Raw genomic sequence first — 14,329 nt, forward strand, 5'->3', positions numbered from 1 at the left:
ATCATGAGTAAGATTGCATTTTTATTCCCGGGTCAGGGTTCACAATTTATCGGCATGGGAAAAGAGCTTTATGAGCAGGTGCCTGCTGCAAAGCGTCTGTTTGATGAAGCCGATGAAACGTTAGAAACAAAACTCAGCTCGCTTATTTTTGAGGGTGCTGCTGAAGAATTAACACTTACATACAATGCGCAGCCTGCTTTGCTTACGACAAGCATTGCAGTTCTTGAGAAATTTAAAGAATCTGGCATTACACCTGATTTCACAGCAGGGCACAGCCTTGGTGAATATTCTGCACTGGTTGCGGCTGGCGCCCTGTCTTTCAAAGATGCTGTTTACACAGTCAGAAAACGCGGAGAGTTTATGAATGAAGCGGTACCGGCTGGCGAAGGAGCAATGGCTGCGATTCTCGGCATGGATGCTGAAGCATTAAAGCAAGTAACTGATAAAGTCACGAAGGAAGGCAACCTTGTACAGCTTGCGAATCTCAACTGTCCTGGACAAATTGTTATTTCCGGAACAGCTAAAGGGGTTGAGCTTGCATCTGAACTGGCAAAAGAGAATGGTGCAAAACGCGCGATTCCGCTTGAAGTAAGCGGTCCGTTCCATTCCGAACTGATGAAACCGGCTGCTGAAAAGCTGAAAGAGGTATTGGATGCCTGTGACATAAAAGACGCTTACGTTCCGGTCATCTCAAATGTTTCTGCTGACGTGATGACTGAAAAAGCAGAAATCAAAGAAAAACTCATTGAGCAGCTTTACTCTCCTGTTCGTTTTGAGGAAAGCATTAACAAGCTGATTGCAGAGGGTGTTACCACTTTTGTGGAAATCGGTCCCGGAAAAGTGCTTTCTGGCCTTGTGAAAAAAGTAAACAGACGGTTAAAAACAATTGCTGTATCAGATCCGGAAACGATCGAGCTGGCAATTCAAACGCTTAAGGAGGAGAATGATAATGCTTAATGATAAAACGGCTATTGTCACTGGCGCATCCCGCGGAATTGGCCGCTCAATCGCCCTTGACCTGGCAAAAAGCGGCGCGAATGTTGTCGTGAACTACTCCGGCAATGAAGCGAAAGCAAATGAAGTGGTTGATGAAATCAAATCAATGGGCAGAAAAGCAATTGCTGTCAAAGCGGATGTATCAAATCCCGAAGATGTACAAAACATGATAAAAGAAACGCTGTCTGTTTTTTCTGCGATTGATATTTTGGTTAATAATGCGGGAATTACAAGAGACAATCTCATCATGAGAATGAAAGAAGACGAATGGGATGATGTCATTAACATTAACCTGAAGGGTGTTTTCAACTGCACAAAAGCTGTTACAAGACAAATGATGAAACAGCGTTCAGGCCGGATTATTAACGTATCGTCTATCGTAGGCGTCAGCGGAAACCCTGGACAAGCCAACTACGTGGCTGCAAAAGCCGGCGTCATCGGTTTAACAAAATCTTCTGCTAAAGAGCTTGCCAGCCGAAATATTACGGTAAATGCGATAGCGCCAGGATTTATTTCAACCGATATGACAGATAAACTTGCAAAAGACGTTCAAGATGAAATGCTGAAACAAATTCCGCTCGCGCGCTTTGGCGAACCCGGCGATGTCAGCAGTGTTGTCACGTTCCTTGCTTCAGAGGGAGCCCGTTACATGACAGGCCAAACACTTCATATTGACGGCGGAATGGTGATGTAAGTTTTTTCTCGAAAATTTCATCATAGTTTCTCTAGTTTTTTAAAAACGAATCCACTATAATACTTGAGGGGAGGTGAATTGCTATGGCAGACACATTAGAGCGTGTAACGAAAATCATCGTAGATCGCCTTGGCGTTGATGAAGCAGACGTCAAACTTGAAGCTTCTTTCAAGGAAGACTTAGGTGCTGATTCCCTAGATGTAGTTGAGCTTGTTATGGAACTTGAAGACGAGTTTGATATGGAAATTTCTGACGAAGATGCTGAAAAGATTGCAACAGTCGGCGACGCTGTGAACTACATACAAAACCAGCAATAAGCTGATGCTAAAAGTCCCGCCGAAACGCGGGGCTTTAGCCCTTTATTCGTGCAGTTATTACAGCATGCCGCTTTTACGCGCGCTGTATCCGGTTTAGTCAGAGAAGCGCGGTGAACCTGATGTGCCTATGGAGGTTACTATGTCAAAACACTCACATTATAAAGATAAAAAAAAGTTCTATAAAAAAGTAGAACAATTTAAAGAGTTTCAAGAACGGATTTCGGTTCACTTTCAAAATGAAAAGCTTTTGTATCAAGCATTTACACATTCATCTTATGTGAATGAGCATCGGAAAAAGCCGTATGAAGATAATGAAAGGCTTGAATTTTTAGGTGACGCTGTTTTGGAACTGACGATCTCCAGATTCTTATTTGCCAAATACCCGGCTATGAGTGAAGGAGATTTGACGAAATTGAGAGCCGCAATCGTTTGCGAACCGTCTCTCGTTTCATTGGCTCACGAACTGTCATTCGGCGACCTTGTCCTGTTGGGGAAAGGTGAGGAAATGACGGGTGGAAGAAAGCGTCCTGCTCTATTGGCGGATGTTTTTGAGGCATTTATCGGAGCCTTGTATCTTGACCAAGGATTAGAGCCGGTCGAAAGTTTCTTAAAAGTTTATGTGTTCCCTAAAATTAACGATGGTGCTTTTTCTCATGTGATGGATTTCAAAAGCCAGCTGCAAGAATACGTGCAGCGAGACGGCAAAGGCTCTCTGGAGTATAAAATCTCCAACGAAAAAGGACCTGCGCACAACCGTGAATTTGAAGCCATCGTATCTCTAAAAGGTGAACCACTCGGAGTCGGAAACGGCCGTTCAAAGAAAGAAGCCGAACAGCACGCTGCTCAGGAAGCTTTAGCTAAATTGCAAAAACACCATACGAAACAATAAAATCCCCCTTATGATTCAGGGGGATTTCAGTATGTATGCCGTCTTATTTCACCAATGTTTATGATAGAATTGAAATACTTATTACATAAGGAGGATCGCTATGTTCCTCAAACGTTTAGACGTTATAGGATTTAAATCATTTGCAGAACGGATTTCCGTAGACTTCGTGAAAGGCGTGACAGCGGTTGTCGGGCCGAACGGAAGCGGAAAAAGCAACATCACGGATGCCATTCGCTGGGTTCTCGGCGAACAATCGGCACGCTCTCTTCGCGGCGGAAAAATGGAAGACATTATTTTTGCCGGCAGTGATTCAAGAAAGCGATTAAATCTAGCTGAAGTTACGCTTACTCTTGATAATGACGATCATTTCTTGCCAATTGACTTCCACGAGGTTAGTGTCACAAGACGTGTGTACAGATCAGGCGAAAGTGAGTTTCTGATTAACAATCAGCCGTGCCGCTTAAAAGATATTATTGATTTATTTATGGACTCTGGCCTTGGTAAAGAAGCATTTTCTATTATCAGCCAAGGGAAAGTGGAAGAGATTTTAAGCAGCAAAGCAGAGGATCGCCGCAGTATCTTTGAAGAAGCGGCCGGGGTGCTTAAATATAAAACAAGAAAGAAAAAAGCAGAAAATAAACTGTTTGAAACACAGGACAATCTAAATCGGGTAGAAGATATATTACATGAGCTTGAAGGACAGGTTGAACCTCTTAAAATTCAAGCTTCAATAGCGAAAGATTACCTTGAGAAAAAGAAAGAACTGGAGCATGTTGAAATTGCGCTGACTGCCTATGATATTGAAGAGCTGCATGGTAAATGGTCAACTCTTAAAGAGAAAGTGCAGATTGCAAAAGAAGAAGAGCTCGCTGAATCGTCTGCTATTTCTGCGAAAGAAGCAAATATTGAGGATACGCGGGACAAAATTCAAGCGCTTGATGAATCAGTAGATGAGCTCCAGCAAGTTTTACTGGTAACAAGTGAAGAGCTGGAAAAGCTTGAGGGCCGTAAAGAAGTCCTGAAAGAACGAAAGAAAAACGCTGTGCAAAACCAAGAACAGCTTGAAGAAGCCATCGTTCAGTTCCATCAAAAAGAAACGGTGCTGAAAGAAGAGCTTGCGAAGCAGGAAGCTGTCTTCGAAACGCTTCAAGCAGAGGTGAAACAGTTAAGAGTTCAAGTGAAAGAAAAACAGCAGGCTCTAAGTCTTCACAACGAAAATGTCGAAGAGAAAATCGAGCAGCTGAAAAGTGATTACTTTGAGCTGTTAAACAGCCAGGCTTCGATTCGCAACGAGCTCCAGCTTTTAGATGATCAGATGTCCCAATCTGCTGTCACATTGCAGAGACTCGCGGACAACAATGAAAAGCACCTGCAGGAACGGCGTGATATTTCTGCGCGAAAAGCCGCATGTGAAACGGAATTTGCCCGAATTGAGCAGGAGATTCACAGCCAAGTTGGTGCATATCGTGATATGCAGACAAAATATGAGCAGAAAAAGCGCCAATACGAAAAAAATGAATCCGCTCTGTATCAGGCATATCAATACGTTCAGCAAGCGAGAGCGAAAAAGGACATGCTTGAGGCGATGCAGGGGGATTTTTCCGGCTTTTATCAAGGTGTTAAAGAAGTGCTGAAAGCGAAAGAGCGCCTTGGCGGAATTCGCGGAGCGGTTCTTGAGCTGATCTCGACAGAACAGAAGTATGAAACGGCCATTGAAATAGCGCTCGGCGCTTCTGCTCAACACGTCGTGACTGACGATGAACAGTCTGCCCGCAAAGCGATTCAATATTTAAAGCAGAATTCCTTCGGCCGGGCGACGTTTTTGCCTCTTTCTGTTATTAGAGACCGCCAGCTTCAAAGCCGTGATGCGGAAACAGCCGCTCGGCACTCATCATTTCTCGGGATTGCCAGTGAACTTGTCACATTTGATCCTGCATATCGAAGCGTCATCCAGAACCTTCTTGGGACCGTGCTGATCACAGAGGATTTAAAGGGTGCAAACGAGCTTGCAAAGCTTCTCGGGCACCGGTACCGCATCGTAACCCTTGAGGGAGATGTTGTGAACCCTGGTGGCTCAATGACGGGCGGCGCGGTTAAAAAGAAAAATAACTCCCTCCTCGGAAGAAGCCGGGAGCTAGAAGATGTGACGAAACGGCTCGCTGAAATGGAAGAGAAAACAGCTCTGCTTGAACAAGAGGTCAAAACCCTTAAGCACTCCATTCAGGATATGGAGAAAAACCTGGCTGACTTAAGAGAAAACGGAGAAAGCTTAAGGTTAAAGCAGCAGGATGTGAAGGGCCAGCTGTACGAACTTCAAGTTGCCGAGAAAAATATTAATACCCATTTAGAGCTCTATGATCAAGAAAAATCTGCTCTGTCAGAAAGCGATGAAGAGAAAAAAGCGCGCAAACACAAGCTTGAAGAAGAGCTCTCTGCTGTATCTGAAAAGATGAAGCATCTTGAAGAGGACATAGACAGACTGACAAAACAAAAACAATCGCAATCCTCAACGAAAGAGTCTCTCTCCAACGAGCTGACTGAGCTGAAGATTGCAGCGGCCAAAAAAGAGCAGGAATGCAAGGGGGAAGAGGACAACCTTGCCAGATTAAAGAAAGAGCTCACAGAAACTGAGCTTGCGTTAAAAGAAGCAAAAGAAGACTTAAGCTTCTTAACGTCAGAGATGTCATCAAGCACCAGCGGCGAAGAAAAGCTGGAAGAAGCCGCAAAACATAAATTGAATGACAAAACGAAAACGATCGAACTGATTGCGTTAAGGCGCGATCAGCGCATCAAGCTTCAGCATGGACTTGATACGTATGAGCGTGAGCTGAAAGAAATGAAACGCCTGTATAAACAAAAAACAACACTCTTAAAAGATGAGGAAGTCAAACTTGGGCGAATGGAAGTAGAGCTTGATAATTTACTCCAGTACTTGCGAGAGGAATACAGCTTGTCCTTTGAGGGGGCAAAAGAGAAATATCAGCTTGAAACTGATCCAGAGGAAGCCAGAAAGCGCGTGAAGCTGATTAAACTCGCAATTGAAGAGCTTGGTACCGTGAACCTCGGAAGCATAGATGAGTTTGAGAGGGTCAACGAACGGTACAAGTTTTTGTCGGAACAAAAAGAAGATTTAACAGAAGCGAAAAATACCCTGTTCCAAGTGATTGAAGAAATGGATGAAGAAATGACGAAGCGCTTTAACGACACCTTCGTCCAAATCCGCTCACACTTTGATCAAGTCTTCCGCTCCTTATTTGGAGGGGGGCGAGCTGAATTGAGGCTCACCGATCCTAACGATCTGCTTCACTCAGGAGTTGAGATTATCGCACAGCCGCCGGGGAAAAAGCTGCAAAACTTAAACCTCCTGTCAGGCGGAGAGCGTGCGCTTACGGCTATAGCGCTCTTATTCTCAATTTTAAAGGTTCGTCCAGTGCCGTTTTGCGTCCTTGACGAAGTAGAGGCTGCGCTTGACGAAGCGAATGTGTTCCGGTTTGCACAGTATTTAAAAAGATACAGCAGAGATACCCAGTTTATTGTGATTACCCACAGAAAAGGGACGATGGAGGAAGCGGATGTCCTATACGGCGTAACCATGCAGGAGTCCGGTGTTTCCAAGGTAATCTCAGTTAAGCTGGAAGAAACAAAAGAATTCGTTCAGTAACGAGGAAAGAGGTTAAAAGATGAGCTTTTTTAAAAAATTAAAAGAGAAAATCACAAAACAGACAGATTCCGTATCTGAAAAGTTTAAGGATGGCCTTGAAAAAACAAGAAACTCCTTTCAAGACAAAGTGAATGATCTTGTATCCCGTTACCGTAAAGTGGATGAGGATTTCTTCGAAGAGCTTGAAGAGGTTCTTATCAGCGCGGATGTTGGTTTTACAACCGTTATGGAATTGATAGATGAACTAAAAAAAGAAGTCAAACGCAGAAATATCCAAGATCCGAAGGAAGTCCAGTCAGTCATTTCTGAGAAACTGGTCGAGATTTATAACAGCGGAGATGAGCAAATTTCAGAGCTGAACATCCAGGATGGGCGTTTAAACGTAATCCTTCTGGTAGGTGTAAACGGCGTTGGGAAAACGACAACGATCGGAAAGCTTGCTCATAAAATGAAACAAGAAGGAAAATCTGTCGTGCTTGCTGCCGGAGACACTTTTAGAGCGGGAGCCATTGAACAGCTGGAAGTATGGGGAGAGCGTACAGGAGTGCCTGTCATTAAGCAGACTGCCGGAAGCGATCCGGCGGCTGTCATCTACGATGCTGTTCATGCTGCAAAAGCAAGAAATGCCGATGTATTAATTTGTGATACGGCAGGTCGTCTCCAAAACAAAGTCAATCTCATGAAAGAGCTTGAAAAAGTGAAACGTGTTATCGAAAGAGAGGTTCCTGAAGCGCCGCATGAGGTGCTGCTTGCCCTTGATGCCACAACTGGCCAAAATGCAATGGCCCAGGCAAAAGAGTTCTCTAAAGCAACAAATGTTACCGGCATTGCTTTAACGAAGCTTGATGGTACGGCAAAAGGCGGTATCGTCCTTGCGATTCGCAACGAGCTTCACATCCCGGTTAAACTAGTCGGGTTAGGAGAAAAAGTTGATGACCTCCAGGAATTTGATCCAGAATCGTATGTGTACGGGCTCTTTTCAGATTTAGTGGAAAAAGCCGACGATTAAGAAAAAGGCCCCTACATCTTGGGGCCTTTTTTATCTTCTCATTTGAGGATACCAGTCTTGAATCTCCTCAAAACTTTGAATGGGGATGATGTCTTGTAATGAACGGAAATAGATGTGTAATACATGCAGTACCTAGCAGCTGTCTCAAATCTGAAACCTTAAATGTTCCGTTTGCATCAGTTGTTCCTGAAGCTATTTTGTGTTATGTTTCCGACCTAAATAGATAATATTTAGCGTATTTTGGAAAAAAAGTTAATCGTCGCTTTGACAAGATAAAAACTTGACAGTGTCAATAAAACCGTGTAAACTAAGTTATCGTAAAGGGATTTGACTTAACAAAGGGGAGAGCTCAAATGTCACTCGAAAAGACAACGAGAATGAATTATCTGTTTGATTTTTATCAGTCGTTGTTGACGTCAAAACAGAAGAGCTATATGTCGCTTTATTATTTGGACGATTTCTCCCTAGGCGAAATAGCCGAAGAATATGAGGTTTCAAGACAAGCTGTTTATGATAACATCAAACGAACAGAAGCGATGCTTGAACAATATGAAGAAAAGCTGCTCCTTTTGAAAAAGTTTCAGGAGCGTAAAGAGATGTTTAATAAGCTGAAGGAGCTTGCTTCCGGTTCAAAAGAAGAGGAAGAAATTACAGCTCTGATTGAAGCGCTTGAGAAATTAGATTAGGAGGCGGCAAACTATGGCATTTGAAGGATTAGCCGACCGACTGCAGCAGACGATTTCTAAAATCCGCGGAAAAGGGAAAGTCAGCGAACAAGATGTTAAAGATATGATGCGTGAGGTTCGTCTTGCGCTGCTTGAGGCTGACGTTAACTTTAAAGTAGTCAAGGATTTTGTCAAAAAAGTAAGTGAACGCGCTGTAGGCCAAGACGTCATGAAAAGTCTGACGCCCGGCCAGCAGGTCATTAAAGTTGTTAAAGAGGAACTGACTGAGCTGATGGGCGGCGAAGAGAGCAAAATCGCCGTCGCAAAAAGGCCGCCGACTGTTATTATGATGGTCGGTCTCCAAGGTGCCGGTAAAACGACAACAAGCGGTAAGCTTGCGAATCTGCTGCGCAAAAAGCATAATCGCAAACCGATGCTGGTTGCTGCTGATATTTACCGCCCAGCCGCAATTAAGCAGCTGGAAACGCTCGGCAAACAGCTAGATATGCCTGTTTTCTCTCTTGGTGATCAGGTCAGTCCTGTAGAAATAGCGAAACAAGCGATTGAGAAAGCCAAGGAAGAGCATTATGACTATGTCATTTTGGATACGGCAGGCCGCTTGCATATCGACCATGAACTGATGGATGAACTGACCAACGTCAAAGAAATCGCGAATCCGGAAGAAATCTTCCTGGTTGTCGATTCAATGACCGGTCAGGACGCTGTGAATGTTGCCAAAAGCTTTAATGAACAGCTCGGTTTAACCGGTGTTGTGTTAACTAAACTGGATGGAGACACACGCGGCGGGGCTGCGCTTTCTATTCGCGCTGTCACAAACACGCCGATTAAATTCGCAGGTATGGGCGAAAAGCTTGATGCGTTAGAGCCGTTCCATCCTGAACGCATGGCATCAAGGATTCTCGGCATGGGCGACGTGCTGACATTGATTGAAAAAGCACAGGCCAGTGTTGATGAAGACAAAGCCAAAGAGCTCGAACAAAAAATGAGAACGATGAGCTTCACATTGGACGATTTTCTGGAGCAGCTCGGGCAAGTCAGAAACATGGGACCGCTTGATGAACTTCTGCAAATGATGCCGGGTGCAGGTAAAATGAAAGGCCTGAAAAACATCCAAGTTGATGAAAAACAGCTGAATCATGTGGAAGCCATCATCAAATCAATGACTGTTCTTGAAAAAGAACAGCCGGATATCATCAATGCCAGCCGGCGGAAGCGGATTGCAAAAGGAAGCGGGACATCCGTACAGGAAGTCAACCGTCTGCTTAAGCAGTTTGACGAAATGAAAAAAATGATGAAGCAGATGACAAACATGTCAAAAGGCAAGAAAAAAGGGTTTAAGCTACCTTTTATGTAATTGGTTATACATGATAAAACCATTGTTAAGAAAAAACACTTTACAAACACTTTTATCATTGTTAATATACTATCTTGTTGAAATATTTTCGGAGGTGCTAGTAAAATGGCAGTAAAAATTCGTTTAAAACGTATGGGAGCAAAAAAATCTCCTTTCTATCGTATTGTTGTAGCAGATTCTCGTTCACCACGTGACGGCCGTTTCATTGAAACAGTCGGAACTTACAATCCGGTTGCAAAACCAGCGGAAGTAAAAATTGACGAAGAGCTTGCTCTTAAATGGCTTCAAACTGGAGCGAAACCATCTGATACAGTTCGCAACTTGTTCTCTAGCCAAGGAATCATGGAAAAATTCCACAACGCTAAACAAGGCAAGTAATGACTGATCAACACTTGGAAGATTTGATTGTCCGAATTGTGACGCCGCTTGTTGATCATCCAGATGACATTCGCGTCATAAGAGAAGAAACCGATCAAAAGATTGCGCTGCGCTTATCTGTCCATAAGTCAGATACCGGTAAAGTTATCGGAAAGCAAGGCCGGACTGCAAAAGCGATTCGAACAGCTGTATTTGCAGCTGGCGCACAGTCTTCTAAGAAAGTTCAATTTGAGATATTTGACTAAAAGGGAGAGGGCCGGCACCTCCCCTTTTTTTACACGCAAAAAAAGGGTAAACTGATAGAAGCTTAGGCAAAATAGAAAAGCCAGCGAGAAAAAGTTTTAAAAGCGGGGAGCTTGGTGCGATGCAAATTATTCACCGTGTAGCCGTTATGCAAGTCTTAACCGAGCGCAGCAAAGAACAGCTTTTAGCTTCTTTTGCCGAAAAGAAACAAATGCTTGAACGAGAATGCAGCCAGCTCTATTTTCAGCTTAGAAAACACGAGAAAGAACAGCAAAACCCTGATATGATTGAACAATTTAAAAAGGCAATAGAAAAGCGAAAAGATGATATAAAGATCATCGATTTTCAAATTGCTCAAGTACATACATTGCCGCTTGGCAGTGAGTTGAGAGAAAAGGAAGTCGATGCCCTGCTGACGATTGAAGCCGGGGATGACTGGCATGAAAAAACAGCAGCGAACACCATCGTCATAAAAGACGGAAAAGTAATTGAAATTCGCCAGAGGTGATCATATGACAAAGCGATGGTTTAATGTAGGCAAAATCGTAAATACTCACGGAATCAAAGGCGAAGTGCGGGTGATTTCGAAAACAGATTTTGCCGAAGAAAGATACAAGCCGGGAAACACGCTGTATTTGTTTATGGACGGCCGTAACGAACCAGTGGAAGTAACGGTAAACACGCATAGACTGCATAAGCAATTTCATCTGCTGCAGTTTAAAGAAAGACAAAGCCTAAATGAAGTAGAAGAGCTGAAAAACGCAATCATTAAAGTGCCTGAAGAAGATTTAGGAGAGCTGAATGAGGGTGAATTTTATTTTCACGAAATCATTGGGTGTGAAGTATTTACTGAAGAAGGCGAACTCATCGGAAAGGTCAAAGAAATTTTGACGCCTGGAGCTAATGACGTTTGGGTCATCGGACGAAAAGGGAAAAAAGACGCACTCATTCCTTACATTGAATCAGTGGTTAAACATATCGATGTCAGCGAAAAGAAAATTGAGATTGAACTCATGGAAGGGTTAATAGACGAATGAAAATCGACTTTTTGACGCTGTTTCCAGAAATGTTTGAAGGTGTTCTCGGCTCATCGATTCTTCTAAAAGCCCAGGAAAAAGATGCGGTGCAGTTTCAAGTCGTAAATTTCCGGGAGTACTCAGATAACAAGCACAATACTGTTGATGATTATCCTTATGGCGGCGGTGCAGGTATGGTTCTCAAGCCTCAGCCTGTTTTTGACGCGGTCGAGGACCTGACATCAAAGGCAGCCGCTGCTCCGCGTATTATCCTCGTATGCCCGCAAGGTGAGCGTTTTACCCAAAAAAAAGCCGAACAATTAGCAAAGGAAGAGCATTTACTGTTCATTTGCGGCCACTATGAAGGCTATGATGAACGCATCCGCGAGCATTTGGTAACGGATGAAATATCAATTGGCGACTTTGTACTGACGGGCGGTGAGCTCCCTGCAATGATGATCGCAGATAGTGTGGTCAGACTGCTTCCGGGTGTGCTGGGTAAAGAGGCTTCCCATATTGAGGATTCATTCAGCACCGGACTCTTAGAGCACCCGCATTATACAAGACCGGCAGATTACAAAGGTTTAAAAGTGCCTGAAACACTCTTGTCAGGAAACCATGCGAAAATTAAAGAATGGCGGAATAAAGAATCGATCAGAAGAACCTACCTAAGACGTCCGGATCTTTTAAAAGACTACCCGCTTACAGAGCAGCAACGAAAGTGGATTTCTGAATGGGAAAAAGAATAGATTTTATTGCATAGGCTATGAAATTGTGATAAGATACTACTTGTGGCTTAAGCGGGCTTATCCGCTGCAAGCTTGAAAACGATGTTCCGCTGTGCCGGTTTTTGTGGCCAAGAGCATCTGTTGGAAGGAGTTGAAAACGATGCAAAAACTAATTGAAGATATCACAAAAGAACAACTTCGTACTGATCTTCCTGCGTTCCGTCCTGGTGACACTTTACGTGTACACGTTAAAGTTGTTGAGGGTAACCGTGAGCGTATCCAGATCTTTGAAGGTGTTGTGATTAAGCGTCGTGGTGGTGGAATCAGCGAAACGTTCACAGTTCGTAAGATTTCTTACGGTGTTGGCGTTGAACGTACTTTCCCTGTACACACACCAAAAATCGCGAAAATCGAAGTTGTACGTTACGGTAAAGTACGCCGTGCTAAACTTTACTACCTGCGTGAACTTCGCGGAAAAGCGGCTCGTATTAAAGAGATCAGACGATAATGATAACGAACGAAAAGAGCTTGTTACCTGTAACAAGCTCTTTTTTTATACAGAATTTGAAAATGCCGGACAGGCATCGTAAAATACATAAAGGACAACAATGAATCAGGCATACTGAAGAGATAAAGGCGGTGTTCGTGTCACATGACAATTCAATGGTTCCCGGGCCATATGGCAAAGGCAAGAAGGGAAGTAACCGAAAAATTAAAATTAATCGATATCGTATATGAATTGGTAGATGCCAGAATCCCAATGTCATCAAGAAACCCAATGATTGAAGATATTCTAAAAAATAAGCCGCGAATTATGCTGTTAAACAAGGCTGACAAAGCAGATGCGGCAGTTACACAGCAATGGAAAGAGCACTTTGAGAACCAGGGGATCCGCTCTCTGTCCATTAATTCTGTAAATGGGCAAGGGTTAAATCAAATTGTGCCTGCATCAAAAGAGATCCTCCAAGAAAAATTTGACCGGATGCGGGCGAAAGGTGTGAAGCCGAGAGCGATTCGCGCTTTGATTATCGGTATTCCAAATGTCGGAAAATCAACGCTCATTAACCGGCTTGCAAAGAAAAACATAGCAAAAACGGGAGACAGACCTGGTATTACGACATCTCAACAGTGGGTCAAAGTTGGGAAAGAATTAGAGTTATTAGATACACCGGGGATTTTGTGGCCTAAATTTGAGGATGAGCTTGTCGGCTTGAGACTGGCAGTCACCGGGGCTATTAAAGACTCGATTATCAATTTGCAGGATGTAGCCGTGTTCGGTCTTCGTTTTCTTGAAGAACATTATCCAGAACGGCTTAAAGAGCGCTACGGCCTTGATGAGATCCCGGAGGACATTGCCGAGCTGTTTGATGCAATAGGTGAAAAACGCGGCTGTCTCATGAGCGGTGGGCTCATTAACTACGATAAGACGACTGAAGTCATCATTCGCGATATTCGCACTGAAAAGTTCGGCAGGCTGTCATTTGAACAGCCGACGATGTAAAGGCGCGCAGAAATGCGGGTCTTTATTTTTTCTTGGCCGAACCGATACATACAGTAAGGGAGAAGAGAAAGTGAACACATTAACCGTAAAGGACATTAAAGACCGTTTGCAGGAAGTGAAGGATGCACAAGACCCATTTATTGCCCAGTGTGAAAATGACCCGAGAAAAAGCGTTCAAACGCTTGTAGAGCAATGGCTTAAAAAGCAAGCGAAAGAAAAAGCGCTAAAAGAACAATGGGTGAATATGACTTCCTATGAAAGACTGGCAAGAAACAAAGGATTCCGTTTAATTGCAGGTGTTGACGAGGTCGGCCGGGGGCCATTGGCAGGACCAGTTGTCGCCAGTGCAGTCATCCTGCCAGAGGAATGTGAAATACTTGGGCTGACAGACTCCAAAAAGCTTTCAGAGAAAAAACGTGAGGAATTTTACGAGCTTATTATGAAAGAAGCACTGGCGGTCGGGATAGGAATTGTAGAAGCTGCTGTCATTGATGAAATCAATATATATGAAGCTTCTAAAATGGCAATGGTTAAAGCGATACAGGATTTGCCGGATACACCTGATTATTTGCTTGTTGACGCAATGACACTGCCGCTCGACATGGCTCAGTCGTCAATTATAAAAGGAGATGCCAAAAGTGTGTCTATTGCGGCAGGTGCATGTATCGCAAAAGTGACGAGAGACCGAATGATGAGCGCTTATGCCGAAACGTACCCTATGTATGGCTTTGAAAAAAATAAAGGCTATGGAACAAAAGAACATTTGGAAGCTCTCGCTGCATACGGCCCAACTGAATTGCACCGCAAAACTTTCGCTCCTGTTCAATCTTTCAGATAAATCAATGGACAAGGAGGCA

Annotated in this window: 16 protein-coding genes; all 16 read left to right on the forward strand. The window is 43.6% G+C overall.

The genetic code is table 11. The features are described 5' to 3' along the window. Nucleotides 1–3 precede the first annotated feature (3 nt). The 16 genes from fabD to rnhB all read left to right on the forward strand — a co-directional run bounded on the left by fabD (nucleotide 4) and on the right by rnhB (nucleotide 14,310). Nucleotides 4–957 carry an ACP S-malonyltransferase gene (gene fabD, locus BLL41_RS03705; protein ID WP_071576834.1) on the forward strand — a complete coding sequence of 318 codons (954 nt, stop codon included), beginning with the start codon at nucleotides 4–6 and terminating at the stop codon, nucleotides 955–957. Further along, nucleotides 950–1,690, forward strand: a complete 741-nt coding sequence (gene fabG / locus BLL41_RS03710) for a 3-oxoacyl-[acyl-carrier-protein] reductase (protein WP_019714385.1) — start codon at nucleotides 950–952, stop codon at nucleotides 1,688–1,690. The genes fabD and fabG overlap by 8 nt, the downstream gene beginning before the upstream one ends. An 83-nt stretch (nucleotides 1,691–1,773) precedes the next feature. Further along, complete coding sequence (gene acpP, locus BLL41_RS03715) at nucleotides 1,774–2,007, forward strand: acyl carrier protein (RefSeq protein ID WP_003154310.1); 234 nt, start codon at nucleotides 1,774–1,776, stop codon at nucleotides 2,005–2,007. 139 nt (nucleotides 2,008–2,146) lie between these two features. Continuing rightward, nucleotides 2,147–2,896 carry a ribonuclease III gene (gene rncS, locus BLL41_RS03720; protein ID WP_003232030.1) on the forward strand — a complete coding sequence of 250 codons (750 nt, stop codon included), beginning with the start codon at nucleotides 2,147–2,149 and terminating at the stop codon, nucleotides 2,894–2,896. Between the two features lie 100 nt (nucleotides 2,897–2,996). Continuing rightward, nucleotides 2,997–6,557: a chromosome segregation protein SMC gene (gene smc, locus BLL41_RS03725; protein ID WP_071576835.1), complete on the forward strand. Its 3,561-nt coding sequence runs from the start codon at nucleotides 2,997–2,999 to the stop codon at nucleotides 6,555–6,557. A gap of 19 nt (nucleotides 6,558–6,576) precedes the next feature. Continuing rightward, on the forward strand, nucleotides 6,577–7,566 hold the full coding sequence (gene ftsY / locus BLL41_RS03730; protein ID WP_071576836.1) for a signal recognition particle-docking protein FtsY: 990 nt from the start codon (nucleotides 6,577–6,579) through the stop codon (nucleotides 7,564–7,566). Nucleotides 7,567–7,919: 353 nt separating this feature from the next. After that, a complete protein-coding gene (locus tag BLL41_RS03735; RefSeq protein ID WP_003238590.1) occupies nucleotides 7,920–8,252 on the forward strand; it encodes a putative DNA-binding protein in 333 nt (110 codons plus the stop codon). 13 nt (nucleotides 8,253–8,265) lie between these two features. Then, on the forward strand, nucleotides 8,266–9,606 hold the full coding sequence (gene ffh / locus BLL41_RS03740; RefSeq protein ID WP_071576837.1) for a signal recognition particle protein: 1,341 nt from the start codon (nucleotides 8,266–8,268) through the stop codon (nucleotides 9,604–9,606). 105 nt (nucleotides 9,607–9,711) lie between these two features. Beyond that, nucleotides 9,712–9,984 (forward strand): 30S ribosomal protein S16, encoded by a 273-nt coding sequence (rpsP, locus tag BLL41_RS03745; RefSeq protein WP_003220815.1) that lies wholly within the window; start codon nucleotides 9,712–9,714, stop codon nucleotides 9,982–9,984. Further along, nucleotides 9,984–10,229: a KH domain-containing protein gene (locus BLL41_RS03750; protein ID WP_003220817.1), complete on the forward strand. Its 246-nt coding sequence runs from the start codon at nucleotides 9,984–9,986 to the stop codon at nucleotides 10,227–10,229. Before rpsP ends, BLL41_RS03750 begins: the two co-directional genes overlap by 1 nt. Before the next feature lie 119 nt (nucleotides 10,230–10,348). Further along, the gene (locus tag BLL41_RS03755) at nucleotides 10,349–10,735 is read left to right on the forward strand and encodes a YlqD family protein (protein ID WP_014663950.1); all 387 of its coding nucleotides are present in this window, start codon (nucleotides 10,349–10,351) and stop codon (nucleotides 10,733–10,735) included. Between the two features lie 4 nt (nucleotides 10,736–10,739). Then, a complete protein-coding gene (gene rimM / locus BLL41_RS03760) occupies nucleotides 10,740–11,264 on the forward strand; it encodes a ribosome maturation factor RimM (protein ID WP_071576838.1) in 525 nt (174 codons plus the stop codon). Further along, nucleotides 11,261–11,992 (forward strand): tRNA (guanosine(37)-N1)-methyltransferase TrmD, encoded by a 732-nt coding sequence (gene trmD, locus BLL41_RS03765; protein ID WP_071576839.1) that lies wholly within the window; start codon nucleotides 11,261–11,263, stop codon nucleotides 11,990–11,992. Before rimM ends, trmD begins: the two co-directional genes overlap by 4 nt. 139 nt (nucleotides 11,993–12,131) lie before the next feature. Then, nucleotides 12,132–12,479: a 50S ribosomal protein L19 gene (gene rplS / locus BLL41_RS03770; RefSeq protein ID WP_003220825.1), complete on the forward strand. Its 348-nt coding sequence runs from the start codon at nucleotides 12,132–12,134 to the stop codon at nucleotides 12,477–12,479. 144 nt (nucleotides 12,480–12,623) lie between these two features. Continuing rightward, nucleotides 12,624–13,472, forward strand: a complete 849-nt coding sequence (ylqF, locus tag BLL41_RS03775) for a ribosome biogenesis GTPase YlqF (protein WP_009967235.1) — start codon at nucleotides 12,624–12,626, stop codon at nucleotides 13,470–13,472. Between the two features lie 70 nt (nucleotides 13,473–13,542). Beyond that, complete coding sequence (gene rnhB / locus BLL41_RS03780) at nucleotides 13,543–14,310, forward strand: ribonuclease HII (protein WP_071576840.1); 768 nt, start codon at nucleotides 13,543–13,545, stop codon at nucleotides 14,308–14,310. The last annotated feature ends 19 nt before the right edge of the window (nucleotides 14,311–14,329 follow it).

This window comes from Bacillus sp. FMQ74 (assembly GCF_001875785.1).
GTDB classification, from domain to species: Bacteria; Bacillota; Bacilli; order Bacillales; family Bacillaceae; genus Bacillus; species Bacillus stercoris.

Bases quoted from the DNA above. Each gene is read 5' to 3' on its own strand.
- fabD (WP_071576834.1), top strand. From the start codon at position 4: ATGAGTAAGATTGCATTTTTATTCCCGGGTCAGGGTTCACAATTTATC.
- fabG (WP_019714385.1), top strand. From the start codon at position 950: ATGCTTAATGATAAAACGGCTATTGTCACTGGCGCATCCCGCGGAATT.
- acpP (WP_003154310.1), top strand. From the start codon at position 1,774: ATGGCAGACACATTAGAGCGTGTAACGAAAATCATCGTAGATCGCCTT.
- rncS (WP_003232030.1), top strand. From the start codon at position 2,147: ATGTCAAAACACTCACATTATAAAGATAAAAAAAAGTTCTATAAAAAA.
- smc (WP_071576835.1), top strand. From the start codon at position 2,997: ATGTTCCTCAAACGTTTAGACGTTATAGGATTTAAATCATTTGCAGAA.
- ftsY (WP_071576836.1), top strand. From the start codon at position 6,577: ATGAGCTTTTTTAAAAAATTAAAAGAGAAAATCACAAAACAGACAGAT.
- BLL41_RS03735 (WP_003238590.1), top strand. From the start codon at position 7,920: ATGTCACTCGAAAAGACAACGAGAATGAATTATCTGTTTGATTTTTAT.
- ffh (WP_071576837.1), top strand. From the start codon at position 8,266: ATGGCATTTGAAGGATTAGCCGACCGACTGCAGCAGACGATTTCTAAA.
- rpsP (WP_003220815.1), top strand. From the start codon at position 9,712: ATGGCAGTAAAAATTCGTTTAAAACGTATGGGAGCAAAAAAATCTCCT.
- BLL41_RS03750 (WP_003220817.1), top strand. From the start codon at position 9,984: ATGACTGATCAACACTTGGAAGATTTGATTGTCCGAATTGTGACGCCG.
- BLL41_RS03755 (WP_014663950.1), top strand. From the start codon at position 10,349: ATGCAAATTATTCACCGTGTAGCCGTTATGCAAGTCTTAACCGAGCGC.
- rimM (WP_071576838.1), top strand. From the start codon at position 10,740: ATGACAAAGCGATGGTTTAATGTAGGCAAAATCGTAAATACTCACGGA.
- trmD (WP_071576839.1), top strand. From the start codon at position 11,261: ATGAAAATCGACTTTTTGACGCTGTTTCCAGAAATGTTTGAAGGTGTT.
- rplS (WP_003220825.1), top strand. From the start codon at position 12,132: ATGCAAAAACTAATTGAAGATATCACAAAAGAACAACTTCGTACTGAT.
- ylqF (WP_009967235.1), top strand. From the start codon at position 12,624: ATGACAATTCAATGGTTCCCGGGCCATATGGCAAAGGCAAGAAGGGAA.